We start from the raw sequence: 26,077 nt of genomic DNA, 5'->3' as shown, positions 1-26,077 counted from the left end.
TCTATTTTCTCCCGTTTTCAAAGCGATAGCGTGACGGAGCGAGGATTTTAAGACTATCCGTAGCCGCATAAAATCAGGTGATATCACGTTTAGCGTATAAAAACAGGGATGTTTTAGATGAAAAATGAGGGGGTAATACGTGGCGGCATGCTGACAGATAAAATTATCAACATGCCGAAGATTTTACGGTTAAATATATTGATGTGGTGAATGATTTAAATGCTTCATTAAATGAGAAACCAGACGCGGACCCATATTACTGGTCGAGGCATCGGGCACCCACTGGCTGACCTGCGCCATTTCCATTCCGGCGTAACCGCAGGGATTAATTCGCAAAAACGGGGTTAAATCCATGGCGATATTTAATGCCAGCCCGTGAAACGAGCAGCCCTTACGGATACGCAATCCCAGCGAGCATATTTTCTTCTCGCCGACATAGACACCCGGCGCATCCGCGCGGGGATGGGAGTCAATATCCAGTTCTGCCAGCGTATCAACCACCGTTTGTTCGAGTATCGTCACCAGCTCGCGCACGCCCAGTTTGCGGCGCTTCAGATCCAATAACACATACATGACCTGCTGGCCGGGCCCGTGATAGGTGACCTGGCCGCCGCGATCGCTCTGGACCACCGGGATATCGCCCGGCATCAGCACGTGCTCGGCTTTTCCGGCCTGGCCCTGGGTGAAAACCGGAGAGTGTTCTACCAGCCAGACTTCATCCGGTGTGGTGTCGTCGCGGGTATCGGTAAAGGTATGCATCGCCTGGGAAATCGGCTCGTAAGGTTGTAAACCGAGCTGGCGGATAAGGATCGTATCCTGAAGCAAAACGGGATCTCCGAAGGAGAAATAGGTGGGGCGAGTATATCACAGAGAAAATGTTACCCGATCGTTACCGGGTAACACAGAAGACGATTACAGCACCATGCGAACGATGTCGATATTGCCCAGCTCTTCGTACAGCGTTTCAACCTGCTCGATATGAGTCGCGGTGATGGTAATAGAAACCGAGTGGTAATTGCCTTTGCTGCTCGGTTTTACTGATGGAGAGTAGTCACCTGGCGCATGGCGCTGTACCACTTCAACCACCCGATCAACCAGCTCGGGTTTCGCCTGACCCATCACTTTATAGGTAAAGGAGGTCGGGAATTCCAGCAGTTCATTAAGTTTGGTTTTCATGTCAGCTCCGGCTTATAAAAAAGAACAACTCCCGCCAGAAGCGGGAGTTTTATTGATACACAGTATATGGGGACGAACATCACACTTTCAAGTGTGCAATTTTTAACCAAACCAGTGATGGAACATCAGTTTGATGTAGTCGATGATTTTGCCAAAGAAATTACCTTCCGGAATTTCCTGGAGCACGACCAGCGGGCGCTGCTCGATGGTTTTGCCGTCAAGCTGGAAATTGATGGTGCCAACCACTTGGTTCTTTTGCAGCGGCGCGTGCAATTCGGTGCTGGTCAGCACATAGCTGGCTTTCAGATCCTTCATGCGGCCACGCGGGATGGTCAGGTAGACGTCTTTGTCCACGCCAAGCGAGGCGCGATCGCTATCGCCAAACCAGGCTGGCTCAGAGGCGAACTCTTTTCCGGCTTTGATCGGGTTAACGGTTTCAAAGAAGCGGAAGCCCCAGGTCAGCAGCTTTTTACTTTCTGCTTCACGGCCTTTAAAGGTGCGTCCGCCCATCACGGCGGAGATCAGGCGCATCTGGCCTTCGGTGGCCGACGCCACCAGGTTGTAACCGGCTTTGTCAGTGTGACCAGTTTTGATGCCGTCAACGTTAAGGCTGTTATCCCACAGCAGACCGTTACGGTTGGTCTGGCGGATGCCGTTAAAGGTGAACTCTTTTTCTTTATAGATGGTGTATTCGTTCGGCACGTCGCGGATCAGCGCCTGACCAATCAGCGCCATGTCGCGTGCGGAGCTGAACTGGCCTTCGGCATCCAGGCCATGTACGGTCTGGAAATGGGAGTTTTTCAGGCCCAGCGCGTTCACGTAGCTGTTCATTAGCCCGACGAATGCATCCTGGCTGCCTGCGGCAAAATCGGCCATCGCCACACAGGCGTCGTTACCGGATTGCAGGTTGATACCACGAATTAACTGAGAAACCGGAACCTGCATGCCCGGTTTCAGGAACATCAGGGAAGAACCTTTAAATACCGGGTTGCCCGTCGCCCACGCATCGTTACCGATGGTGACCAGGTCCGTCTCTTTGAATTTACCTGCTTTCATCGCCTGGCCGATGACGTAGCTGGTCATCATTTTGGTCAGACTCGCCGGATCGCGGCGGGCATCGGCGTTTTGCTCTGCCAGCACTTTACCTGAGTTGTAATCGATCAGGATATAAGACTCAGCATCGATCTGCGGCACGCCTGGGATCATGGTCTTGATATTCAGATCATCGGCATGCGCAACGGAGAGGGTGGCTGCGGTGAGAGCAGTGGTGAGCGCGAGGCGCTTCATTAGACGAACGGAAAAGGTGGTCTTCATGGTCAGAAAAACGACATCCGTGATGGAGTTAAAAAAAGTGCCTTACTATAGCAAAAGCGATCAGGGCAGGCATCCGACTTTGCGCATGACTTTGTGACTGAAATTGACACAAATTGACAAAGCCAGATACCTTTTAGCGCCTTATTGCGCGTTTGTAATAAACGACTGCAACTGGGCTTCACTTTGTAAGCGCTGTTGTAATGCGGCGGCATCAGCTTTACTGCTGAACGGGCCGAGCTGGATACGCCAGACCGCACCGTTTTGCGCCACGCGCCCTGGAACCGCAAACTGCTGTGCCAGACGCTGCTGGTACTGCTGCGCACGGGCCTGATCGCTTACCGCGCCAACCTGTACCACATAGCCGCTGGCGGCAGGTGCGGCAGGTGCGGCGGCAGGCGCAGCAGGGGCTACGCTACCCTGCACGGAACCAGGTGCGGTGACCGGTGCGTTCGGTGTTGCCGGTGCGGAGACGGGGGCGGCAACAGGTGCGGCAACCACAGGCTGCGGTGCTTCGACCGGCGCTTCGTTACCTTCCAGCACCCCATTAGCGAGGGTGGTCGGTGCGCCGAGGAAACCGCCGCTGCTGACTGGCGCGCCCATGGTATCTTCGCTTTTCAGCGTGTCGTTGCTGATCGCCTGCACGTTACCTTCCGGCTGAGCGGGTGCAGGCATCGTGGAGGCGCTACCCAGTCCGCCGCTCAAATCCGGGCGAGCGGGCAGGGCATAGGTTTGCTTCGCCACGGTCGTACAGGCGGTGCCGGGGCCGGAGAGGGTCCCGTCCTGCGCGACCACAATCGGGTCGATGCGCACTTTTGTATTGTTAGAGTTATTCAGCCTGTCGGCAGCGGCGCGGGAGAGGGCAATCACCCGATCGTTACCGTAAGGACCGCGATCGTTAATGCGAACCACGATCATGCGGCCATTCGCGAGGTTGGTGATTCGCGCATAGCTTGGCACCGGCAGCGTCGGATGCGCCGCCGTCAGTTGCATCGGATCGAACGCTTCCCCGGAGGCCGTCAGGTTGCTGCCAGGTTCGGCGTCATAGATCGCCGCAAGTCCCGCCTGCGAGAAACGCGTCGGGTCCTGCACGATTTTATAATTCTTGCCGTCGCGTTCGTAATCCTGATTTACCGACGGATTTGGCGCTTCATAACGCGGTTCAGCGCCGCCGATCTCAACGATCGGGCCATTACATACCGCAGGCTGCGGCGCAGCGACCGTCGTTTGCTGCTGACCATCATCGCTGGTACACGCCGCCAGTGATCCTGCTATGCAGATTGCAAGCCAAAGCTTTCGCATTGCGCACCTCTTATACGTTTTTTGACAACATTTTCCTGTGGGTATGGATAGACATCACGATCCCAAACCCGGCCATAAGCACAATGAGGGCTGACCCTCCGTAACTGACCAGCGGCAGGGGAACGCCCACGACCGGTAAGATACCGCTCACCATACCAATATTTACAAAGACATAAACGAATAAAATCAGCATTAACCCACCGGCCATCACGCGACCAAAAGTGGTTTGCGCACGGGCGGCGATATACAGCCCGCGCATAATCAGCAGCAAATAGAGCGCCAGCAGCACGAGGAAGCCGACCAGCCCCAGTTCTTCCGCGACCACGGCAAAGATAAAGTCGGTGTGGCGCTCGGGCAGAAACTCCAGTTGCGACTGGGTGCCGTGCAGGAAGCCTTTACCGCGCAGCCCGCCGGAGCCAATCGCAATCTTGGACTGAATAATATGATAGCCCGCGCCCAGCGGATCGGTTTCCGGATCGAGCAGCATCATCACACGCTGACGCTGATAATCGTGCATCAGGAAGAACCACATTATCGGGATGAACGCGGCCACCAGCAACGCCGCGATGCCGATTAGCCGCCAGCTCAGGCCAGATAAAAACAGCACGAACAGGCCGGACAGCGCGACCAGAATCGAGGTGCCCAAATCGGGCTGTGCCGCGACCAGCAGCGTTGGCATGAAAATCAGGACCAGCGCAATGGCGGTATTTTTCAGCGAGGGCGGGCAGACATCGCGGTTGATAAAGCGCGCCACCATCAGCGGGACGGCAATTTTAGCTATTTCCGACGGCTGAAAACGCACAATGCCCAAATCCAGCCAGCGCTGCGCGCCTTTGGAGATCGCACCGAAGGCGTCCACCGCCACCAGCAAAATGACGCAGATGATGTAGAGATAGGGTGCCCAGCCTTCATAAACGCGCGGCGGGATTTGCGCCATCACCACCATCACCACCAGCCCCATGGCGATTTGGCCGATCTTACGTTCGGTCATGCCAATATCCTGGCCGCTGGCGCTCCAGATCACCAGCGCGCTGTAGGCCAGCAGCGCCAGGATGATGAGCAACAAAGTGGGGTCGATATGGATTTTATCCCAGAACGATTTTTTGTTCGGATTATCCGTCATGATCATTGATCCTCTGCCGCTGTTGTTGCCGGGTTTTCAGCAGGCAAGTCGGTGTTGTTGTCACCCAGCATAATGTGGTCGAGGATCTGGCGCATGATGGTACCGACCGCCGGGCCGGCACCGCCGTTTTCCAGAATGATCGCCACAGCAACCTGGGGTTTATCGTAAGGGGCAAACGCCGTCATCAGCTTATGGTCACGCAGACGTTCGGCAATTTTATGCGCGTTATAGGTTTCGTTCGCCTTCAGGCCGAAGACCTGCGCGGTACCGGATTTTGCCGCCACTTTGTACGGGGCGTTGGCAAAATATTTATGCCCGGTGCCGTTTGCTCGGTTCGCCACGCCATACATGCCGTCTTTGGCAATTTCCCAGAAGCCGGAGTGGATATCGCCGACGGGCGGCTGTTCCGGCTGCTTCCAGGGCACCTGATTACCGTTCACCAGCGTGCTCTGTAACAGGTGCGGCACTTTTACCACCCCGTCATTAATCAGGATCATCATCGCTTTGTTCATCTGGATCGGCGTGGCCGTCCAGTAACCCTGGCCGATGCCTACCGGAATGGTGTCGCCCTGATACCAGGGTTTCTTAAAGCGCTTTTGTTTCCATTCGCGGGTCGGCATGTTGCCGGAGCGCTCTTCCGAGAGGTCGATGCCCGTATATTTGCCGTAGCCGAATTTGGTCATCCACTCGGAAAGCCGGTCGATACCCATGTCATAGGCCACCTGATAGAAGAAGGTATCCGCCGATTCTTCCAGCGATTTGGTGACGTTCAGATGTCCGTGGCCCCACTTTTTCCAGTCGCGGTAGCGCTTTTCGGAACCAGGTAACTGCCACCAGCCGGGGTCGAACAGGCTGGTATTGCGGTTGATCACCCCGGCGCTTAACGCGGAGACGGCAACGTAAGGTTTAACCGTTGAGGCCGGAGGGTAAACACCCTGGGTTGCGCGGTTGACCAGCGGGGTATTGGGATCGTTAAGCAGGGCGCTGTAATCTTTGCTGGAAATGCCGTCCACGAACAGGTTCGGGTTATAGCTGGGCATGGAAACCATCGCCAGAATGCCGCCGGTGCGCGGATCGGTCACCACCACGGCGGCACGGCTGCCCGCCAGCAATGTTTCGATATAGGTCTGTAGCTTCAGATCCAGCGTCAGGTAAATATCGTGCCCGGCCTGCGGCGGCACTTCTTTAAGCTGGCGGATCACGCGGCCACGGTTGTTGACCTCAACTTCTTCATAGCCGGTCTGCCCGTGCAGGACTTCTTCGTAGTAGCGCTCAATACCCTGTTTGCCGATATCATGCGTGGCGGCATAGTTGGCCAGCGTCCCTTCTTTATCGAGACGTTTAACGTCGTTATCGTTGATTTTTGAGACGTAGCCAATCACGTGGGTCAGCGCTGAACCGTACGGGTAGTAGCGGCGTTTATAGCCTTTCACTTCCACGCCGGGAAAGCGGTACTGGTTGACGGCAAAACGCGCCACCTGCACTTCCGTCAGGTTGGACTTCACGGCAATGGAGGTAAAGCGATGGGAACGTGCGCGCTCTTTTTTGAAGTTAGCGATGTCTTCATCGGTCAGATCGACGACGTCACGCAGCGCATCCAGCGACTGCTGCACGTTATCAACCTTCTCCGGCATCATTTCAACCTGGTAGATCGTGCGGTTAAGCGCCAGCGGCGTGCCGTTGCGGTCGTAGATAATGCCGCGGCTTGGCGCGATGGGCACAAGTTTAATGCGGTTTTCGTTTGAGCGCGTCTGGTAGTCGGTATGACGGACGATTTGCAGCGTATAAAGGTTGGCGACGAGGATACCGGAAAGCAGCAAAATCCCGGTAAAAGCGACCACCGCCCGGCGCACAAACAGCGCGGACTCTGCCGAATAGTCGCGAAAAGAATTCTGTAATTTCATCCGCTGCTTAATCTGCCTAAAACGTTGTCATTACTCACGGTGATAAGGATGGTTGGTCGTGATGCTCCACGCACGATAGAGACTTTCTGCCACCAGCACCCGAACCAGCGGATGGGGGAGCGTCAGTGCAGAGAGTGACCAACTTTGTTCTGCTGCCGCTTTACAGGCGGGGGATAACCCTTCCGGTCCGCCGATAAGCAGGCTGACGTCGCGGCCATCCAGCTTCCAGCGTTCCAGTTCAACCGCCAGTTGCGGCGTGTCCCAGGGCTTGCCCGGAATATCGAGGGTGACAATCCGGTTTTTGCCCGCCGCAGCCAGCATCAACTCACCCTCTTTATCGAGAATACGTTTGATATCGGCGTTTTTGCCGCGCTTTCCGGCCGGAATTTCAACCAGTTCGAACGGCATGTCTTTGGGAAAACGACGCAGATATTCAGTAAAACCGGTTTGTACCCAGTCCGGCATTTTGGTGCCGACGGCGACCAGTTGCAGCTTCACGCATTAACCCCAGAGTTTTTCCAGCTCGTACAGACGACGGCTCTCTTCCTGCATGACGTGAACAATCACCTCACCTAAATCGACCACTACCCAGTCGGCGACGTTTTCGCCTTCTACGCCCAGCGGCAGCATACCGGCGGCGCGGGATTCCTGAACCACGTGGTCAGCAATGGACATCACATGGCGGGTGGAAGTGCCGGTGCAAATGATCATACAGTCAGTGATGCTGGATTTACCCTGAACGTCGATGGTCACGATGTCCTGGCCTTTCAGGTCATCAATTTTGTCGATAACAAAATCCTGGAGTGCTTTACCCTGCAAGTGTTCCCCCTGGGAGCGTGCATAATTAATTAACGAAGGTCAGACAGTATACCTGAACTGCCGTCCGGCGGGACTATGTATGTCGCCGGTAAGGTTTGGAAGTGGGCTATCATCCCACTCCGGGCAAGAGATTGCATCGCCATTTTTGTAAAACAATTTCTGTAAGTCATTGCATGGCGGGCAAGTCTGGCAGCGGAGGATAGCAGCCTCAGGGGGCGTGTCAATCACGTAATGCCGTCAGAGAGGCTGTTGGGCATAAATAATGGGGCTATTACGTCTCTGGCTGCCAGATGGCGCGGCTGTTCAGTACGCTCAGGGTGGTAAAACCGTCGCAGACATCCAGCGCGCTCCAGGCTCCCTGTTCGATGCGAAAATGCCAGAGTGACGCGGGCGGCATCTTCAGCAAACTGGCGATCAGCAAACTGAGTACGCCCTGATGACTGACAATCAGCACGTTGCTGTGATGCTGCCAGGCGGTCAGCTCCGTGATGAACTGCTGCACGCGCTGCGAAAACGCCTGAAATCCTTCGCCATTTGTGGGAATGGCGTTTTGCCAGTCGGCGCACCAGGCAGCGTAATTCGCGGCATCTTCACGCGTCAGATCGCGATGATGGCGCATTTCCCAGTCGCCAAAAAACATCTCGTTGAGTGAGGGCAGGGTGTGCAGGGGGACTTCGCGTGACGCCAGTATCAGCTGGGCCGTGTGTTGAGCACGCTTAAGGGCGCTGCACAGGACCTGATCAAACGGGACTTCCTGCAAAAGCGTGCGCAGGGTTTGCGCCTGGGTAATACCGCGCGGGGTTAAGGCGGTCGGTGCATGCCCGCTATACAGCCCGGCGACATTCGCCTCGGTTTCTCCATGTCTAACCAGCCACAGTCGCATCAGGTATCCCTCCGGTGTTTATCAGTGAAGTCTGGCAAAGCGCGCTGAAGGCGCTGGGCTTTTTCGTTAAGATACACTTTTTAACCGGGATAAAAAGATGGCTTTGTTTAACAGCGAACACGGAGGCAATATCCGTGAAGCCGCCGGACTGCTGGGGATTGCGCCCGAAGCGCTACTCGATTTTAGCGCCAATATTAATCCGGCGGGAATGCCGCCGTCCCTGGTGCGCGCGCTGGTCGACAATATCCACCTGGCCGGGCGCTATCCGGATGTGGAATACCGCAGCCTGCACCAGCAGCTTGCGGCGCATCATGCGTTGCCTGAAGCGTGGGTGCTGGCGGGAAACGGCGAAACGGAAGCTATTTTTACCCTCGTGTATGGCCTTGCGCCGCGCCGGGCGCTGCTGGTGACGCCGGGATTTGCTGAATATCGCCGGGCGTTAACCCTCGTCGGATGCGAGATCCGCGATTTTGCGCTGCGCGAGGACGATGGCTGGCAGGTGACGGAGGCGATTCTGGATGCGCTGACGCCGGATCTTGATTGCCTGTTTCTCTGCACGCCTAACAATCCCACTGGCCTGATGCCGGATGAAAATCTGCTTAGCGCCATTGCTGCGCGCTGCAAAACAGAGGGCATTGCCCTTATCCTCGATGAAGCCTTTATCGATTTTATTGCAGGGGCGGGCGGTTTTGTTGCCCATCTGGCCGACAATCCGCACATCTGGGTGCTGCGTTCGCTCACCAAATTCTATGCTATTCCCGGTCTGCGGCTCGGGTATGTGCTTAACAGCGACGAGCAGGCGATGGCGCGTCTTCGGGGCAGGCAGATGCCGTGGTCGATCAATGCGTTTGCGGCGCTGGCGGGGGAAATCGTGTTGCACGATACGACTTACCAGCAGGCCACCTGGCAGTGGATCAACACTGAAAGGCCGCGTCTGTATCAGGCACTACGGGATATTGCCGGGCTGACTCTCTGGCCGGGCGTGGCTAACTATCTGTTTTTACGCTGCAATGTGCCGAATCTGGATTTACAGCGTGCGTTGCTGGAAGAACATATTCTGATCCGCAGTTGCAGTAATTATCCTGGCCTGGACGCGCGCTACTATCGCGTTGCCGTGCGTAGTCAGGATGAGAACGATCGGCTGATCGCTGCGATGCAGCGGGTGCTTAACGGTACAGCCCCTGCTCTCTGATGTAGTCGAGCACGCGGGCGGGCACCAGTTCATCACAGCTTTCGTCACGCGCCAGCCGCTCGCGGATCTGCGTGGCGGAGATGTTGAACCACGGCGTCTCGGCCAGGTAGATTTTCCCGGCGGGCAGTGTGTGGAGATCGTCAATGCGGTGAGTCTGGTGCTGTAAAAGCCATTGCTGATCCACTTCACTGTCCATCACCATCGCATAACCCGGACGGCGGCAGACAATCAGGTGGCACTGACTCAGGATGGTGTCGTAACGATGCCAGGTGGGGAAGGTCAGCAGGGAGTCCTGGCCAATAATAAAAGCCAGCGGGCGCGTCGGGCCTTGCTCTTCACGCCACTCCTGCAACGTTTGCGCCGACCAGGACGGGGTATCGCGTTTTAATTCCCGATCGTCGAGCGCAAACAGCGGCTTATCGGCGATAGCAAGTTCAAGCATGGTTTTACGCTGTGCGGCGCTCGCCTCAGGCTGCGGGCGGTGCGGCGGCACATTATTAGGCATAATGGTGACCCGGCCTAACCCCACCAGATTTGCCAGCGCTTCAACGGGCAACAGATGCCCGTAATGAACCGGATCGAACGTACCACCAAATAACGCCTGTAACTGATTCATATCACCCATCAATAAATACGTCTGCCAGTGCCTTATGACAGAGTAGCAGAGAAAGCCCTTCCAGCTCTGCCCAGACGGACTGACCGTAATCCTGTTTGACGGTGAGTTCAGCGCGGGTCAACAGATGCACGGCCTGGCGCAACTCTGCATGGCCGAGCCGGTTTAATGCGTCGGTGGTCGCCGCGCGGCGGTTTTGCCAGACGCGGTGTTTGTCAAACAGCGTGCGCAGTGGCGTGCTGGCAGACTGGCGTTTTAAGGTGACCAGCAGGAGCAGTTCGCGCTGCAAGGTGCGCAGCAAAATCACCGGCTCGCTACCTTCAAGGCGCAGTTGCTGCAAAATATGCAGGGCACGTTTGCTTTTGCCAGCCAGCAACGCATCCACCCAATGGAACGGCGTGAAGTGCGCCGCATCGTTCACTGCCTGTTCCACGCGCGGCAGCGTCAGTTTGCCATCGGGCCATAGTAATGAGAGCCGTTCCAGCGCCTGCGCCAGTGCCAGCAGGTTGCCTTCGTAGCAGTAACACAGGAGCTGATTTGCCGCATCGTCGAGCTGTAAATTAGCCTGCTTTGCCCGGCTGGCAACCCAGCGCGGAAGCTGTGCCTGCTCCGGCGTCTGGCAGGTAACCTGTACTGAACGGTTACTAAGGGCGGTAAACCAGGCCGCGTTCTCCTGCGCTTTTGTGAGCTTGTTGCCGCGCACAATCAGCAGCAGGTCGTCATGCAACAGACTCACCAGCGTCGCCAGTTGTTCGTTGATGGCGGCATTGGGGCCATTGTCGGGAAGCTGGAGTAACAGTGTCTGACGGCTGGCGAACAGGCTCATCGCCTGGCACAGCGAGAAGAGAACGTTCCAGTCGGTGCTGGTATCAAGGGTAAAGGTATGATGCTCGTCAAAGCCCTGAGCGGCAGCGCTCTGGCGCACCGCATCCTGACTTTCCTGCAACAGCAGCGGATCGTTTCCGAGTAACAGATACGCCGCGCGCAGCCCTTCGTTGAGCTGCGCGCGGAGTTGTTCAGGGTACAGCTTTAGCATCAGTTACCCATTGAGGCGGGTGCCTCGGGGGCAACAGCCGCATCAGAACTGACAATCGGCGGTTCATTTTCAGCGTTAGCCGTATGAACGCTCGGCAATTTACGAATCAATTGCTCTGCCGCTTTGTCATACATCTCCTGGATGATGATGGCCTGCTCGGCAGCTTTCGCCAGCGCGGTCTGCGGGTTATCAAAGAATGAACGATACACTTTGGTATTCAGCGGATAGATCCCCTGACCCGGGATCATCACTGACGCCGATACGTTCATCACCATCTGATATTCCGCTGTACGGCCGTTCTGGAAAATCGACGCCGTATCTTGTGTAAGCCCTGCCGCTCCGAGACGCAGAGACGGGATATCCTGGCGCAGTGAGCCTTTTTCAACCACGTCAATACCGTTCAGACGTAACTGGGTGCGCACGGCACGGCTTAACGGTCCATTCGGATCGCCTGAGTCGAAAATGATGGTTTTCATCTCGGAAGGAACCTGCGTGGTATTACGCAGATGCCAGCCGCACCCGGCGGTGACCAGCACCGCCAGAGAGAGTAACAATGTTGCCAGATATCGCACGCTTCCTCCCGCGCTTAGCCAACGACCAGATTGAGCAGTTTGCCCGGTACGTAAATCACTTTACGCACGGTAACGCCCTCAAGATACTTCGCCACCAGATGTTCCTGGCCTGCGCGCACGCGGACCTGTTCTTCTGTTGCATCGACAGGCACGGTAATTTTACCGCGCACTTTGCCGTTCACCTGCACGACGATCAGCGTGGAGTCTTCCACCATCGCTTTTTCATCAGCCACCGGCCACGGCGCGTTGTCGATATCGCCTTCGCCGTGAAGTTCCTGCCACAGGGTGAAGCAGGCGTGTGGAGTGAACGGGTTGAGCATGCGTACCACTGCCAGCAGCGCTTCCTGCATCAGGGCGCGATCCTGCTCGCCGTCCAGCGGTGCTTTCGCCAGCTTGTTCATCAGTTCCATAATCGCCGCAATCGCGGTGTTGAAGGTCTGACGACGACCCACATCATCGGTGACTTTAGCGATAGTTTTGTGAACGTCACGACGCAGCGCTTTCTGATCTTCGCTGAGGCTCGCCACGTCAAGCGCGTTGACAGCACCCTTAGAGGTGTGCTCGTAAACCAGTTTCCACACGCGTTTTAAGAAGCGGTTAGCCCCTTCAACGCCGGATTCCTGCCATTCCAGGGTCATGTCTGCCGGAGACGCAAACATCATGAACAGGCGCACGGTGTCCGCGCCGTAACGCTCAACCATTTCCTGCGGGTCGATGCCGTTGTTTTTCGACTTGGACATCTTGCTCATGCCGGTATACACCAGCTCATGGCCCGCGGCGTCTTTGGCTTTTACGATGCGGCCTTTCTCATCGCGCTCGACGATCGCGTCTTTCGGAGAAACCCAGTTACGCTCGCCGTTTTCGCCCACATAGTAGAAGGCATCAGCCAGCACCATACCCTGACACAGCAGTTGTTTCGCCGGTTCGTTCGACGTCACCATTCCTGCATCGCGCATCAGCTTATGGAAGAAGCGGAAGTAGAGCAAGTGCATAATAGCGTGCTCGATACCGCCAATATAAATATCGACCGGCAGCCAGTAGTTGGCGGCGTTCGGATCCAGCATGCCTTCGTTGTACTGCGGGCAGGTGTAGCGCGCGTAGTACCAGGAGGATTCCATAAAGGTATCAAAGGTGTCGGTTTCGCGCAGCGCAGGCTGGCCGTTCACGGTGGTTTTCGCCCACTCAGGATCGGCTTTAATCGGGCTGGTGATACCGTCCATGACCACATCTTCCGGCAGAATAACCGGCAGTTGATCGTCAGGCGCTGGCATCACGGTGCCATCTTCCAGGGTAACCATCGGAATTGGCGCGCCCCAGTAACGCTGACGGGAGACACCCCAGTCGCGCAGACGGTAGTTCACTTTGCGCTCGCCCGCACCCATTGCCGCCAGCTTATCGGCAATAGCGTTAAAGCCCTCTTCAAAGCTCAGGCCGCTGAATTCGCCGGAGTTGAACAGAGTGCCTTTGTCGGTCATCGCCTGTGCTGACAGATCCGGCTCAGAACCGTCTGCCGCCAGAATAACCGGCTTGATGTTCAGGCCGTATTTGCTGGCAAATTCGTAGTCGCGCTGATCGTGACCCGGAACGGCCATTACCGCACCGGTGCCGTATTCCATCAGCACGAAGTTAGCGGCCCACACCGGGATCGCTTCGCCCGTCAGCGGGTGAATCGCTTTAAAGCCGGTATCGACGCCTTTTTTCTCCATCGTCGCCATGTCGGCTTCGGCCACTTTGGTATTGCGGCATTCCTCGATGAAATCAGCCAGCGCGGAATTCGTTGCTGCCGCTTTTTGCGCCAGCGGGTGACCTGCGGCAACCGCCAGGTAGGTGGCACCCATAAAGGTGTCCGGGCGGGTGGTGTACACGGTCAGTTTCTGATCGTAATTCTCAACGTTGAAGGTGATTTCAACGCCTTCGGAACGACCAATCCAGTTACGCTGCATGGTCTTGACCGTATCTGGCCAGTGGTCCAGCGTATCCAGGTCGTTTAACAGTTCTTCGGCGTAAGCGGTGATTTTAATGAACCACTGCGGGATCTCTTTACGTTCAACTTTGGTGTCGCAACGCCAGCAGCAGCCGTCGATAACCTGCTCGTTCGCCAGTACCGTCTGATCGTTCGGGCACCAGTTCACCGCAGAGGTTTTCTTGTAAACCAGACCTTTTTTATACAGCTCGGCAAAGAATTTCTGTTCCCAGCGGTAGTATTCCGGCGTACAGGTCGCCAGCTCGCGGCTCCAGTCATACCCGAAGCCCAGCATTTTGAGCTGGTTCTTCATGTAATTGATGTTGTCGTAGGTCCACGGAGCCGGTGCGGTGTTGTTTTTAACCGCTGCGCCTTCCGCAGGAAGACCGAAGGCATCCCAGCCGATAGGCTGAAGAACGTTTTTGCCAAGCATGCGCTGGTAGCGGGCAATCACATCGCCGATGGTGTAGTTACGAACATGGCCCATGTGTAGGCGACCAGAAGGATAGGGAAGCATAGACAGGCAGTAATACTTCTCTTTGCTCTCGTCTTCAGTGACTTCAAATGTGCGCGCATCGCTCCAGTGTTGCTGGACTTTCGATTCTATCTCTTCCGGGCGGTATTGCTCTTGCATGGCAGCCAGTGATCCTGTTTTTAATACAGCTACAAGCGTAGCATTAAGATGGGGGTATACGATCCGCATAGCATAGCCCAAACGCCCGCCTCAAAACAGCCTTTCGCACATCGGGCGATGAAAAGGTCACCTGCCAATCCTTGCACGAATTTACAGACTCTGTGGGGCCGCGAGCAAAGCGTGGCGTAAATAAGGTCTATTATTAGAGTTAGTTACTCAGCCCGGAGGCGAAAGGATGAACAAGGTTGCTCAATACTACCGTGAACTGGTGACCACCATGACCGAGCGTTTGCGTAACGGCGAACGCGACATTGATGCGCTGGTCGAACAGGCGAGGCTGCGTGTATCGCAGACAGGGGAATTAACCCGCACGGAGATCGATGAACTAACGCGCGCCATTCGCCGCGATCTGGAGGAGTTCGCCCGCAGCTATGGGGAAAGTCAGGACGAGCTAAATGACAGCGTGTTTATGCGCGTCATCAAAGAGAGTCTCTGGCAGGAGCTGGCGGACATTACCGATAAAACGCAGCTTGAGTGGCGCGAGGTGTTTTCCGATCTCAACCATCACGGCGTCTATCACAGCGGGGAAGTAGTCGGGCTTGGCAATTTAGTCTGTGAGAAATGCCACTTCCATCTGGCGATATACACCCCGGACGCGTTGCCGCTGTGTCCGAAGTGCGGCCACGACCAGTTCCAGCGCAGGCCGTTTGAACCTTAATTGTTGATACCGGGCGGGTTGGCCGCCCGGTAAAGGTCATTTAGTGCAGGATCTTCGCCAGGAAGTCTTTGGCCCGCTCCGATTTCGGATCGTTAAAGAAATCGTCTTTATTTGAATCTTCGACAATTTTACCTTCATCCATAAAGATCACCCGCGAGGCGACTTTACGCGCAAAGCCCATTTCGTGCGTGACCACCATCATGGTCATCCCTTCCTGGGCCAGTTCGACCATGACGTCCAGCACTTCATTAATCATCTCGGGATCGAGCGCGGAAGTGGGTTCGTCAAACAGCATTGCGACCGGGTCCATACACAGGGCGCGGGCAATCGCCACGCGCTGCTGCTGGCCGCCGGAAAGCTGCGCCGGAAACTTATTAGCGTGTGCCGACAGACCTACGCGCTCCAGCAGCTTCAGGCCTTTCTCCCGCGCTGCGGCTTTGTCGCGCTTGAGCACTTTAACCTGCGCCAGCGTCAGGTTCTCAATAATGGAGAGATGCGGGAATAGTTCGAAGTGCTGGAACACCATGCCCACGTGGGAGCGCAGTTCGGCCAGATTGGTTTTCTTGTCGTTGACTTTGGTGCCGTTAACGATAATTTCGCCTTTCTGTACCGGCTCAAGCCCATTGACGGTTTTAATCAGCGTGGATTTACCGGAACCCGACGGCCCGCAAACCACCACCACTTCGCCTTTTTTCACGTCCGTTGAGCAGTCGGTCAGCACCTGAAAGTGACCATACCATTTTGAAACATTTTTCAGGGAAATCATTAAACTGTCCTTTTCTTCAGATAGCTGACCAACAGTGAAGCACTGAGACTAATGGCAAAATAGACCGCACCGGCAAACAGGATCATCTCAACCTGGGTTCCGTCGCGCTCACCGATAGTAGAGGCGGTACGGAAGAAATCGGCGAGGCTTAACACATACACCAGCGATGTATCCTGGAACAGGACGATGCCCTGCGTTAACAGCAGCGGCACCATCGCCCGGAACGCCTGCGGCAGAATGATGAGCTTCATCGACTGCCAGTGCGTCATACCCAGCGCCAGCGCGGCGCTCGACTGCCCGCGGGAAATACTCTGGATCCCGGCGCGGATAATTTCAGAATAGTAAGCGGCTTCAAACATTGAGAAGGCCACCATCGCTGAAATCAGGCGGATATCCGATTTTGGCGACAGGCCCAGCACATCCTGCAGTAACCCCGGCACGATCAGATAGAACCACAGCAACACCATCACCAGCGGAATCGAGCGGAAGACGTTGACATAGCTTGAGGCAAACCACGCCAGCGGCTTAAAGCTCGACATGCGCAGTACCGCCAGAATGGTGCCCCAGACGATACCGACAATCACCGCGGTGACGGTGATTTTCAGGGTGATCAACAGCCCGTCAAACAGATAGGGCAGAGACGGAACAATAGAACTCCAGTCAAACTCGTACATTATTTGCCCCCCAGGTTGCCGGGCAGACGGACTTTACGTTCCACCAGATTCATGACCAACATAATCACCGCGTTAATCAGGACATATGCCAGCGTGATGGCGGTAAAGGATTCCCAGGCATGGGCGGAATAATCCAGCAATTTCCCCGCCTGCGCAGCCATATCCACCAGACCGATGGTGGAGGCGATGGCGGAGTTTTTGACCAGGTTCATCATCTCGGAGGTCATTGGCGGCACAATCACGCGGTAAGCGTTCGGCAGCAGCACGTAACGGTAGGTCTGCGGCAGCGTCAGCCCCATCGCCAGACCGGCGTTTTTCTGCCCTGTCGGGAGCGACTGAATAGCCGCACGCACCTGTTCGCACACGCGCGCGGCGGTGAACAGCCCTAAGCAGATCATGGAAGAGACGAAAAACTGGATATTCGGGTCGAGTTCCGCTTTAAACCACATGCCGAGATCTTCTGGCAGCAGCTCAGGGACCACCAGATACCAGGTAAAGAACTGCACGATGAGCGGAACGTTACGGAAGAGTTCAACATACAGGGTGCCGATCCCCGAGAGGAAGCGGTTAGGAACGGTGCGCAAAATACCAAACAGTGAGCCGACTAAAAAAGCGAGGATCCAGGCGGTGATCGACAGGGCGACCGTGACCTGAAAGCCGCTCCACAGCCAGCCTAAATACGTGGTGTTGCCGAACGGGGCTTGTTGCAGGAAAATTCCCCAGTTCCAGTCTATTGACATAATGTACCTCTGAAAAAAAAGGGTAGCAGCGCTACCCTCGAAGATTAATAAGAAGCTAAATGTTCGCGCTGAATGGGGAACGACCCTTCAACGTATAGTCTGTCCGTGCTTCTTGTTAATCGAGAGGGCAGGAGAGCCTGCCCCTAATGGTTCTACGTTCTAATTAGTTCAGTGCTTTGTCATTCGGTTCTTTGAACAGGGCTTTCATTTCGTCAGAAAGCTCAAAGTTCATGTTGAGATTTTTCGGTGGAATTGGGTTTTTGAACCACTTATCAAACCACTTAGCGGCTTCACCGGAGGTCTGTGCCTGAGCAATAGTCTCATCCAGCAGTTTTTTGAACTCCGGATCATCTTTACGCATCATGCAGCCGTAGGCTTCCTGGGACTGCGGTTTGCCGACGATTTCCCAGTTGTCCGGTTTTTTCGCTTTCGCGCGTTCACCGGCTAACAGGGCATCATCCATCATGAACGCCACCGCACGACCGCTTTCCAGCGTACGGAAGGAGTCACCGTGGTCTTTCGCGCTGATGATGCGCATGTCCATTTTCTGCTCGTCGTTGAGTTTGTGGAGCAGCACTTCAGAGGTGGTACCGGAGGTGACAACGACCGCTTTGCCTTTCAGATCCGCGAAGTCTTTAACATTGCCGCCTTTTTTCGCCAGCAGACGGGTGCCGACCACGAAAATGGTGTCAGAGAAGGCCGCTTGTTTCTGGCGCTCAAGGTTGTTGGTGGTTGAGCCGCACTCAAAATCAAAGGTGCCGTTTTGCAGCAGTGGAATACGGTTCTGCGAGGTAATTGGGATCAGCTTGACCTGCAAATCAGGTTTGTTGAGTTTCTTTTTGACCGCTTCAACGATGGCGTTGGAGTAGTCCTGAGAGTAGCCGACCACTTTTTGCTGATTGTCGTAGTACGAGAACGGCACGGAAGATTCACGGTGGCCGACCACGATCACGCCGTTTTTGGCAATTTTATCGAGCGTGCTTTGACCGGCAGCGGCAGGGGCTGCGTCTTCAGCGTGCGCCAGTCCGGCTGACATTCCCATCACCAGCATTGCTGTGGCCAGTTTACGTAATTGCATATCCAACTCCTTCATCGTCAGCGCCAGAGACGCGTTGTGATCCAGTGTGAGTGTTGTGTTGTTATATCCTGCTGCAAAAGCGTGCAGAGTTATGCGTGTTTGTTAACATTTAGTCTGGCTTAATGTAAAGATTTTGCTGCGTTATTGTTTATTTTTGCGAGGTGCACCGCACCGTTAAGAGGCAAAAATCTGCCGTTGCACTAAAATGGTGCTACCGTCGATCCGCTGTGGTGCAGACAAGTTGCACAGACGCAAAAATTCGCAGTTGCCTGATATTGTTAAGCAAAAGATGTGCCAGATTGGGGTATACCCTCACCCTAACCCTCTCCCTAAGGGAGAGGGGACGGCCAGAGTGGTTTCGGGGATCGCTTTTCTCCCTCTCCCTGAGGGAGAGGGGACAGCCGGAGTGGTTTCAGGGACCGCTTTTCTCCCTCTCCCTGAGGGAGAGGGCCGGGGTGAGGGGGAAAAATTACCGCCGACGCTGGCGCAGGCTCATCACCAGCGCGCCAAAACCACACAGCGCGGTGACGATCCACAGCGGCCAGTTGCCCAGGCGGGCGTAGGGGGTGAGGCCAGTGGTTGGGGTGACCTGAGCGGTCAGAACCTGACGGGTAAATTGCGGGATCATCGCCTGGATTTCACCCTGCGGGCCAATCACGGCGGTGATGCCGTTGTTGGTACTGCGCAGTAGCGGGCGTGCCAGCTCCAGCGAGCGCATCCGCGCCATCTGGAAATGCTGCCACGGGCCAATCGATTTACCAAACCAGGCGTCGTTGGAAATGGTCAGCAGGACGTCTGTATCCGGGCGGAAATTGTCCCGCACCTGCTCGCCAAGGATGATTTCATAGCAAATCGCGGCGGTCAGTTTTAACCCGTGCGCAATCAACTGCGGCTGCACATACGGGCCACGGCTGAACGACGACATCGGCAGGTCGAAGAACGGAGCCAGCGGGCGCAGGATCGACTCCAGCGGCACAAACTCACCAAACGGCACCAGATGGTTCTTGTTATAGCGATTGGTGGAGTCGTAGCGATACGGGCTGTCTTTACCGAGCGTGATGATGGTGTTGTAGGTGTCATAACGGTTTTGCTGACTGAGTCGCGCATCAACAATACCGGTGATCAGCGTACTGTCTTTGGCGCGCAGCATGTCGTCCGTCGCGCTTAAAAAGCGCTGCTGGTTAATCTCCAGATCGGGAATAGCCGACTCCGGCCAGATAATAAGCTGCGATCTACCCACCACCTGCTCCGTGGCGTTGAGATAGATCTCCAGCGTATTGATCAACTGGCCTTCATCCCACTTCATCGACTGCGGAATATTGCCCTGTACCATCGACACCTGCGTGGCGCGTTCGGGTAGCAGGGTATACCACTGAATGTAGCGCAGCGGGAACGGCAGGGCGAAAAGCACCACGGCGGCGACCAGTGGACGCCAGTTACGGGCCGCGGCGGCCAGCGCCAGCAAACCGCTGACCATCATCAACAGGAAGTTAATGGCTTCCACACCCATGACCGGTGCGAGGCCTTTTAACGGGCCGTCGATCTGGCTGTAGCCAAATTGCAGCCACGGGAAGCCAGTCAGCACCCAGCCGCGTAAAAACTCCGTGAGTTGCCAGACCACAGGGGCAGCAATTGCCACGCGAAGCCAGTTCGCTTTCGGCCACAGGCGTGAAAGTACCCCGGCAAAAAGCCCGGTGTAGAGCGAGAGATAAGCTGCCAGCAACACGACAAGGAAGATGTTGACCGGGCCGGGCATCCCGCCAAACTGGGCAATACTGACGTACACCCAGTTAATACCGGTACCGAACAGGCCAAAGCCCCATGCATAGCCGATCCAGGCGGCCTGTAGCGGACGGCGATTCAGCGTCAGGCCTTGCAGACCGATAAGGGATATCAGCGCGGCAGGCCAGAAGTCATAAGGAGAAAAAGCCAGCGTTCCGCTGGCTCCGAATAACAGCGCCAGCAAAAGACGTACGCGCTGGCGCTCAAGCAGTGAGGCAAAAACCATTTATTCGTCCAGTTTGGTTTTATTCGTCCAGTTTAGGCTGGGGTGAGTCGTCCGGCATTCTGACATGAACCTGAATAATACGGCGGCTGTCTGCCATGGCGACTTTGAACTGGTAGCCATCAATATCAATGGATTCCCCGCGCGCAGGCAGATGCCCGAACGCCTGCATCACCAGCCCGCCAATGGTATCCACTTCTTCATCGCTGAAGCGGGTCCCGAAGGCTTCGTTAAAATCTTCAATGGAGGCCAGCGCGCGAACCGTCCAAGTATGGCGGCTCAACTGGCGGAACTCGATATCCTCTTCTTCATCGTATTCGTCTTCGATTTCGCCGACGATAAGTTCAAGAATATCTTCAATGGTCACAAGACCCGATACGCCACCAAATTCATCAATGACAATCGCCATGTGGTAGCGCTGAGAGCGGAACTCTTTCAGCATGCGGTCAACCCGCTTGCTTTCCGGCACCACCACCGCCTGGCGTAACACTTTTTCCATGCTAAAGGCTTCAGCATCGCTGCGCATAAACGGCAGCAGATCTTTCGCCATCAGAATCCCTTCAATGTGATCTTTATCTTCGCTGATCACCGGGAAACGCGAGTGCGCAGACTCAATGATGACGTCGAGACATTCATCAAGTGTCTGGTTGCGTTTCAGGGTAATCATTTGCGAGCGGGGGATCATGATGTCGCGGACGCGCTGGTCGGCGATATCCATTACCCCTTCGAGCATGTCGCGCGTATCTTCATCGATAAGCTCGTTCTGCCCGGAATCACGGATAAGCGCCAGAAGTTCATCACGGTTTTTCGGTTCGCCGTGGAAAAGCTGGCTCAGTAAGAGGGAGAAAAATCCCTTTTTGCTGTTGAGTGTGTCGCTACTGTGTGAATTGTCGTCGCTCATGGCGTCGTATGGGTTCTCATGTTAATAAATGCATGCCGGGTCGCGCAAACTCAGCGCCAGACGGGAATCAGGAGGTCAGCCTGGGCTGACTACTCCTTCTCGGCAATGTACGGATCCTCATAGCCCAGAGCAAGCATTATCTCTGTTTCGAGGCCTTCCATTTCTTCTGCTTCTTCGTCTTCAATATGATCGTAGCCGAGCAGGTGTAAACTGCCGTGCACCACCATATGCGCCCAGTGGGCGTCAAGCGGTTTACCCTGCTCGCGGGCTTCCTGCTCAACCACCTGACGGCAGATGATCAGATCGCCCAGCAGCGGCATTTCCATTCCCGGCGGCGCTTCGAAAGGGAAGGAGAGCACGTTGGTCGGCTTATCCTTACCGCGATACGTCAGGTTGAGGTCATGGCTTTCGGCTTCGTCCACCAGGCGGATTGTCACTTCTGACTCTTCCTGGAACTGGGGGATCACGGCGTCAAGCCAGCCCTGAAACTGCGCTTCTTCCGGCAGGCCGCTGTTATCTTCACAGGCCAGTTGTAAATCGAGGATCACCGCACTCATTTTTGCTCCTGCTGCTGGGCTTCGCGTTTGCGCTCGGCGGCCAGTTCAGCTTTACGTTTTTGATCGGCCTCTTCCCAGGCTTCATAGGCGTTAACGATACGGGCAACGACCGGATGGCGTACCACGTCTTCGCTGTGGAAGAAGTTAAAGCTGATTTCATCGACTTCAGCCAGCACTTCGATCGCATGGCGCAGCCCGGATTTCAGGTTGCGCGGCAGGTCGATCTGCGTGACGTCGCCGGTGATCACCGCTTTGGAGTTAAAGCCGATACGGGTCAGGAACATTTTCATCTGCTCGATGGTGGTGTTCTGACTCTCATCCAGGATGATAAAGGCGTCGTTCAGCGTGCGTCCGCGCATGTAGGCCAGCGGAGCCACTTCAATCACGTTACGTTCAATCAGCTTTTCGACTTTTTCAAAGCCGAGCATCTCAAACAGCGCGTCATACAGCGGGCGCAGATAGGGATCGACCTTCTGGCTTAAATCGCCGGGCAGGAAGCCGAGCTTTTCACCCGCTTCCACCGCCGGACGGGTCAGCAGGATGCGGCGCACGTCCTGACGCTCCAGCGCGTCCACGGCCGCTGCCACTGCCAGATAGGTTTTACCGGTACCGGCCGGTCCCACGCCAAAGGTGATGTCGTGGTCAAGAATATTGGCGACGTACTGCGCCTGGTTCGGCGTGCGTGGTTTGATCACTCCACGCTTGGTTTTGATGTGGATCGCTTTGCCGTACTCCGGCACGCTTTCCGCCGTCTGCTCAAGCACACGGGCTTCTTTGATCGCCAGATGGATTTGTTCAGGCTCAATGTCCTGGGTCTGGCCGCGCATGGGCGCGGTGTCGACATACAAATCACGCAGGATATCCGCAGCCGCCGTCACGCTGATAGGGCGACCGGTCAGTTTAAAGTGATTATCAAGGCGGTTGATTTCAATACCCAGGCGTCGCTCAAGCTGTTTGATGTTGTCATCAAACGGGCCGCACAGACTCAGTAAACGGGCATTATCGGCGGGTTCAAGGGTTACTTCACGGGTTTCTGTATTCAAACTATACCTCTTGGCTGGCCAGCGAGGTGCTGACGGGCAATGTCTTTAGCGATACCGAAATTATTTACGGCAAGGGAAAAAGGCGCAAGCATTGGAAAGAATATGGGGGTAGGGCGGATAAAAACAAGGCCTGCCAGCAACGGCAGGCCTGGACGATCAGGGCTGGTAAACGCCTACGCCGAGTTCGTTTTCTTTGCGGGTGCGGGCAATAACCGATTCCGGGCTTTCCGCAATGCGCAGGCCCATTTCTTCTTCGGTCCGCACCACTTTTCCACGCAGGGAGTTGGTGAAGACGTCGGTGATTTCCACATCAACAAATTTACCGATCATCTCCGGCGTGCCTTCGAAGTTCACCACGCGGTTATTCTCGGTACGGCCAGAAAGCTCCATGATGCTCTTGCGCGAGGTGCCTTCCACCAGAATACGCTGAGTGGTGCCAATCATCCGGCGGCTCCACGCCATTGCCTGCTGGGTGATGCGCTCCTGCAAAATGTACAGACGCTGTTTTTTGTCCTCTTCCGGCACGTCGTCAACCATATCGGCGGCAGGAGTGCCCGGACGGGCGGAGAAAATAAAGCTGTAGCTCATGTCGAAATTCACGTCGGCGATAAGCTTCATTGTCTGCTCAAAGTCCTGGGTGGATTCGCCAGGGAAGCCAACGATAAAGTCAGAGCTAATCTGGATATCCGGGCGGGCCGCCCGCAGTTTACGGATGATGGCTTTGTACTCCAGCGCCGTGTGGGTGCGGCCCATCAGGTTCAGCACGCGGTCAGCACCGCTTTGCACCGGCAGGTGCAGGAAGCTCACCAGCTCCGGCGTGTCGCGGTAGACGTCAACGATATCATCGGTAAATTCAATCGGGTGGCTGGTGGTGAAGCGAATGCGGTCGATGCCATCGATTGCAGCCACCAGACGCAGCAGTTCGGCAAACGTCCCGGTGCTGCCGTCGTAGTTTTCACCGCGCCAGGCGTTCACGTTCTGACCGAGCAGGTTAACTTCACGCACGCCCTGCGCCGCAAGCTGAGCGATTTCAAACAGAATGTCGTCGCACGGACGGCTCACTTCTTCACCACGGGTATAGGGCACCACGCAGTAAGTACAATATTTGTTGCAGCCTTCCATGATCGAGACGAAGGCGGTCGGGCCATCGGCGCGCGGCTCCGGCAGACGGTCGAATTTTTCGATTTCCGGGAAGCTGATGTCCACGATCGGGCTGCGGTTACCGCGCACGGCGCTGATCATTTCTGGCAGGCGGTGCAGGGTTTGTGGTCCGAAAATAATATCGACGCACTGGGCGCGTTGACGAATATGATCGCCTTCCTGCGAGGCGACGCAGCCGCCTACGCCGATAATCAGGTCAGGATTTTTTTCTTTTAAGAGTTTCCAGCGACCTAACTGATGGAACACTTTCTCCTGGGCCTTCTCGCGGATCGAGCAGGTGTTCAGCAGTAGCACATCGGCTTCTTCTGCCACTTCGGTCAGTTGGTACCCGTGAGTGGCATCCAGCAGATCGGCCATCTTTGATGAATCGTATTCGTTCATCTGACAGCCCCAGGTTTTAATATGGAGTTTTTTTGTCATCGACTTGCTCTTGCTCTGATTAACGCCAGGATTGCAGGTCGCGTATTGTAATGCTTTGACCGGGCGCTGACCATAGTTCATGTCCCGCCCACGGTAATCAAAAATCCGGTAAACTTAAGGGAATTGAAAATAAGGATGAATGACCATGATAAATCAACGAACTGAAGTTGCGGTGGTCGGCGGCGGGATGGTCGGCAGCGCGCTGGCGCTGGGGCTGGCGCAGCAGGGATTTACGGTAACGGTCATCGAGCAGGCGGTGCCGTCGGCGTTTGATGCCGCAAGCGTGCCGGACGTGCGGATTTCGGCGATCAGCGCCGCCTCTGTGACCCTGCTGCGTGAGCTTGGCGTCTGGGATGCGATCACGGCAATGCGCTGCCATCCATACCGGCGGCTTGAAACGTGGGAGTGGGAGAGCGCCCATGTGTGCTTTGATGCCGCCGAGCTGAAGCTGCCGCTGTTGGGTTACATGGTTGAGAATAGCGTGCTGCAACGCGCGCTGTGGGAGGCGCTGGAAAGCCATCCTCAGGTGACGCTTTGCGCACCCGCGGCGCTGAAGGCGATTCATCGACAGGGTGACTATCACCAGCTCGATTTCGCTGACGGCGAGTCATTGTCCGCAAGGCTGGTTGTGGGAGCCGACGGAGCCAATTCGCAGGTGCGCCAGTGGGCCGGGATTGGCATCCACGCCTGGCAGTATGAGCAGGCCTGCATGCTGATCACCGTTGAGTGTGAGAATGCGCCCGGTGACGCCACCTGGCAGCAGTTCACACCGAACGGGCCGCATGCCTTTTTACCCTTATTCGATAACTGGGCTTCGCTGGTCTGGTACGACACACCCGCGCGGGTACGCCAGTTGAAAACGCTCAACATGATGCAGTTGCAGCGCGAGATTGAAAAACACTTCCCGGCGCGACTGGGTAAAGTGAAGCCGATCCACGCCGGAGCCTTCCCTTTAACGCGCCGCCACGCGCTGCAATACGTTCAGCCGGGGCTGGCGCTGGTGGGCGACGCCGCGCATACCATTCATCCGCTGGCAGGGCAGGGGGTAAATCTCGGCTATCGCGATGTGGATGCGTTGATTGACGTGCTGAGCGGGGCCAGAAGCTATGGCGAAGAGTGGTCAAGCCACACGATCCTCAAGCGTTACCAGCGGCGGCGGATGGCGGATAATTTCATTATGCAAAGCGGGATGGATCTCTTCTACGCCGGATTCAGTAACGATTTGGGGCCGCTGCGGGTATTGCGTAACGTCGGTCTGATGGCGGCACAGCGCGCGGGGGTGTTAAAAACGCAGGCGCTGAAGTATGCGTTAGGGCTGTAAGCGAAGCCCGGTGACAACGTTTTGCCGGGTTCAATTGCCGGATACAGAAAAACAAAAAGCCCGCCGAAGCGAGCTTTTTGTTTTATATGGCTGGGGTACGAGGATTCGAACCTCGGAATGCTGGTATCAGAAACCAGAGCCTTACCGCTTGGCGATACCCCAACA

At 55.8% G+C, this 26,077-nt stretch carries 25 protein-coding genes and 1 tRNA gene; 3 read left to right on the top strand and 23 right to left on the bottom strand.

The features are described from left to right. Positions 1 to 189 precede the first annotated feature (189 nt). The 9 genes from lipB to BM373_RS06810 form a co-directional block, all read right to left on the bottom strand. Positions 190 to 825 carry a lipoyl(octanoyl) transferase LipB gene (gene lipB / locus BM373_RS06850; protein WP_090460682.1) on the bottom strand — a complete coding sequence of 212 codons (636 nt, stop codon included), beginning with the start codon at positions 823 to 825 and terminating at the stop codon, positions 190 to 192. An 87-nt stretch (positions 826 to 912) separates the two neighbouring features. Further along, complete coding sequence (gene ybeD / locus BM373_RS06845) at positions 913 to 1,176, bottom strand: DUF493 family protein YbeD (protein ID WP_090460681.1); 264 nt, start codon at positions 1,174 to 1,176, stop codon at positions 913 to 915. Between the two features lie 102 nt (positions 1,177 to 1,278). Beyond that, positions 1,279 to 2,490, bottom strand: coding sequence for a D-alanyl-D-alanine carboxypeptidase DacA (dacA, locus tag BM373_RS06840; protein WP_090460680.1), 1,212 nt, complete (start codon positions 2,488 to 2,490; stop codon positions 1,279 to 1,281). Positions 2,491 to 2,631: 141 nt separating this feature from the next. Then, the gene (rlpA, locus tag BM373_RS06835) at positions 2,632 to 3,789 is read right to left on the bottom strand and encodes an endolytic peptidoglycan transglycosylase RlpA (protein ID WP_090460679.1); all 1,158 of its coding nucleotides are present in this window, start codon (positions 3,787 to 3,789) and stop codon (positions 2,632 to 2,634) included. A gap of 10 nt (positions 3,790 to 3,799) precedes the next feature. Then, on the bottom strand, positions 3,800 to 4,912 hold the full coding sequence (gene mrdB, locus BM373_RS06830; protein ID WP_090460678.1) for a peptidoglycan glycosyltransferase MrdB: 1,113 nt from the start codon (positions 4,910 to 4,912) through the stop codon (positions 3,800 to 3,802). A gap of 2 nt (positions 4,913 to 4,914) precedes the next feature. Beyond that, complete coding sequence (gene mrdA, locus BM373_RS06825) at positions 4,915 to 6,816, bottom strand: peptidoglycan DD-transpeptidase MrdA (protein ID WP_090460677.1); 1,902 nt, start codon at positions 6,814 to 6,816, stop codon at positions 4,915 to 4,917. Between the two features lie 30 nt (positions 6,817 to 6,846). After that, on the bottom strand, positions 6,847 to 7,314 hold the full coding sequence (gene rlmH / locus BM373_RS06820) for a 23S rRNA (pseudouridine(1915)-N(3))-methyltransferase RlmH (RefSeq protein WP_090460676.1): 468 nt from the start codon (positions 7,312 to 7,314) through the stop codon (positions 6,847 to 6,849). Between the two features lie 3 nt (positions 7,315 to 7,317). Next, on the bottom strand, positions 7,318 to 7,635 hold the full coding sequence (gene rsfS, locus BM373_RS06815) for a ribosome silencing factor (protein ID WP_090460675.1): 318 nt from the start codon (positions 7,633 to 7,635) through the stop codon (positions 7,318 to 7,320). 271 nt (positions 7,636 to 7,906) lie between these two features. Then, positions 7,907 to 8,518 (bottom strand): adenosylcobalamin/alpha-ribazole phosphatase, encoded by a 612-nt coding sequence (locus BM373_RS06810; RefSeq protein WP_090460674.1) that lies wholly within the window; start codon positions 8,516 to 8,518, stop codon positions 7,907 to 7,909. Between the two features lie 97 nt (positions 8,519 to 8,615). Between BM373_RS06810 and cobD the strand changes: the two genes are divergently transcribed. Then, on the top strand, positions 8,616 to 9,710 hold the full coding sequence (cobD, locus tag BM373_RS06805) for a threonine-phosphate decarboxylase CobD (protein ID WP_090460673.1): 1,095 nt from the start codon (positions 8,616 to 8,618) through the stop codon (positions 9,708 to 9,710). Here the strand turns inward: cobD and nadD are convergent. The 4 genes from nadD to leuS are packed head-to-tail and all read right to left on the bottom strand — an operon-like array spanning position 9,685 to position 14,528. Continuing rightward, positions 9,685 to 10,335 carry a nicotinate-nucleotide adenylyltransferase gene (gene nadD, locus BM373_RS06800; RefSeq protein WP_090460672.1) on the bottom strand — a complete coding sequence of 217 codons (651 nt, stop codon included), beginning with the start codon at positions 10,333 to 10,335 and terminating at the stop codon, positions 9,685 to 9,687. The two genes, cobD and nadD, sit on opposite strands and share 26 nt — an antisense overlap. Next, on the bottom strand, positions 10,328 to 11,359 hold the full coding sequence (gene holA, locus BM373_RS06795; RefSeq protein ID WP_090460671.1) for a DNA polymerase III subunit delta: 1,032 nt from the start codon (positions 11,357 to 11,359) through the stop codon (positions 10,328 to 10,330). The genes nadD and holA overlap by 8 nt, the downstream gene beginning before the upstream one ends. Then, the gene (gene lptE / locus BM373_RS06790; protein ID WP_090460670.1) at positions 11,359 to 11,931 is read right to left on the bottom strand and encodes an LPS assembly lipoprotein LptE; all 573 of its coding nucleotides are present in this window, start codon (positions 11,929 to 11,931) and stop codon (positions 11,359 to 11,361) included. Before lptE ends, holA begins: the two co-directional genes overlap by 1 nt. 14 nt (positions 11,932 to 11,945) lie before the next feature. Beyond that, positions 11,946 to 14,528, bottom strand: a complete 2,583-nt coding sequence (gene leuS / locus BM373_RS06785) for a leucine--tRNA ligase (RefSeq protein ID WP_090460669.1) — start codon at positions 14,526 to 14,528, stop codon at positions 11,946 to 11,948. Positions 14,529 to 14,763: 235 nt separating this feature from the next. On the opposite strand from leuS, the gene BM373_RS06780 reads away from it, so the two are divergent. Beyond that, the gene (locus tag BM373_RS06780) at positions 14,764 to 15,246 is read left to right on the top strand and encodes a zinc ribbon-containing protein (RefSeq protein WP_090460668.1); all 483 of its coding nucleotides are present in this window, start codon (positions 14,764 to 14,766) and stop codon (positions 15,244 to 15,246) included. 40 nt (positions 15,247 to 15,286) lie between these two features. Here the strand turns inward: BM373_RS06780 and BM373_RS06775 are convergent, their stop codons facing one another. The 9 genes from BM373_RS06775 to miaB form a co-directional block, all read right to left on the bottom strand. Next, the gene (locus tag BM373_RS06775; protein WP_090460667.1) at positions 15,287 to 16,012 is read right to left on the bottom strand and encodes an amino acid ABC transporter ATP-binding protein; all 726 of its coding nucleotides are present in this window, start codon (positions 16,010 to 16,012) and stop codon (positions 15,287 to 15,289) included. Then, positions 16,012 to 16,686, bottom strand: a complete 675-nt coding sequence (gene gltK, locus BM373_RS06770) for a glutamate/aspartate ABC transporter permease GltK (RefSeq protein WP_090460666.1) — start codon at positions 16,684 to 16,686, stop codon at positions 16,012 to 16,014. Before gltK ends, BM373_RS06775 begins: the two co-directional genes overlap by 1 nt. Next, entirely contained in the window at positions 16,686 to 17,426 is a 741-nt protein-coding gene (locus tag BM373_RS06765) for an amino acid ABC transporter permease (protein ID WP_090460665.1), read from the bottom strand. The genes gltK and BM373_RS06765 overlap by 1 nt, the downstream gene beginning before the upstream one ends. Positions 17,427 to 17,589: 163 nt before the next feature. Further along, entirely contained in the window at positions 17,590 to 18,504 is a 915-nt protein-coding gene (locus BM373_RS06760) for an amino acid ABC transporter substrate-binding protein (protein WP_177220124.1), read from the bottom strand. Positions 18,505 to 18,973: 469 nt separating this feature from the next. Then, complete coding sequence (gene lnt / locus BM373_RS06755; RefSeq protein WP_090460663.1) at positions 18,974 to 20,512, bottom strand: apolipoprotein N-acyltransferase; 1,539 nt, start codon at positions 20,510 to 20,512, stop codon at positions 18,974 to 18,976. A gap of 19 nt (positions 20,513 to 20,531) precedes the next feature. Beyond that, positions 20,532 to 21,410, bottom strand: coding sequence for a CNNM family magnesium/cobalt transport protein CorC (corC, locus tag BM373_RS06750; RefSeq protein WP_090460662.1), 879 nt, complete (start codon positions 21,408 to 21,410; stop codon positions 20,532 to 20,534). A gap of 89 nt (positions 21,411 to 21,499) precedes the next feature. Further along, complete coding sequence (gene ybeY / locus BM373_RS06745) at positions 21,500 to 21,967, bottom strand: rRNA maturation RNase YbeY (RefSeq protein ID WP_090460661.1); 468 nt, start codon at positions 21,965 to 21,967, stop codon at positions 21,500 to 21,502. Beyond that, on the bottom strand, positions 21,964 to 23,010 hold the full coding sequence (locus BM373_RS06740; RefSeq protein ID WP_090460660.1) for a PhoH family protein: 1,047 nt from the start codon (positions 23,008 to 23,010) through the stop codon (positions 21,964 to 21,966). Before BM373_RS06740 ends, ybeY begins: the two co-directional genes overlap by 4 nt. A 156-nt stretch (positions 23,011 to 23,166) precedes the next feature. Further along, a complete protein-coding gene (gene miaB, locus BM373_RS06735; RefSeq protein WP_090461076.1) occupies positions 23,167 to 24,591 on the bottom strand; it encodes a tRNA (N6-isopentenyl adenosine(37)-C2)-methylthiotransferase MiaB in 1,425 nt (474 codons plus the stop codon). A 145-nt stretch (positions 24,592 to 24,736) separates the two neighbouring features. On the opposite strand from miaB, the gene ubiF reads away from it, so the two are divergent. Continuing rightward, complete coding sequence (gene ubiF, locus BM373_RS06730) at positions 24,737 to 25,912, top strand: 3-demethoxyubiquinol 3-hydroxylase (protein ID WP_090460659.1); 1,176 nt, start codon at positions 24,737 to 24,739, stop codon at positions 25,910 to 25,912. A gap of 87 nt (positions 25,913 to 25,999) precedes the next feature. On the opposite strand, the gene BM373_RS06725 is transcribed toward ubiF, so the two are convergent. Next, positions 26,000 to 26,074: transfer RNA gene (locus tag BM373_RS06725), tRNA-Gln, on the bottom strand. Positions 26,075 to 26,077: the final 3 nt, after the last annotated feature.

The organism is Enterobacter sp. kpr-6, from assembly GCF_900116015.1.
Taxonomy (GTDB): domain Bacteria; phylum Pseudomonadota; class Gammaproteobacteria; order Enterobacterales; family Enterobacteriaceae; genus Enterobacter_D.
Note: the sequence above shows the minus strand (reverse complement) of the source record. Positions and strands in the feature narration are given on the sequence as shown.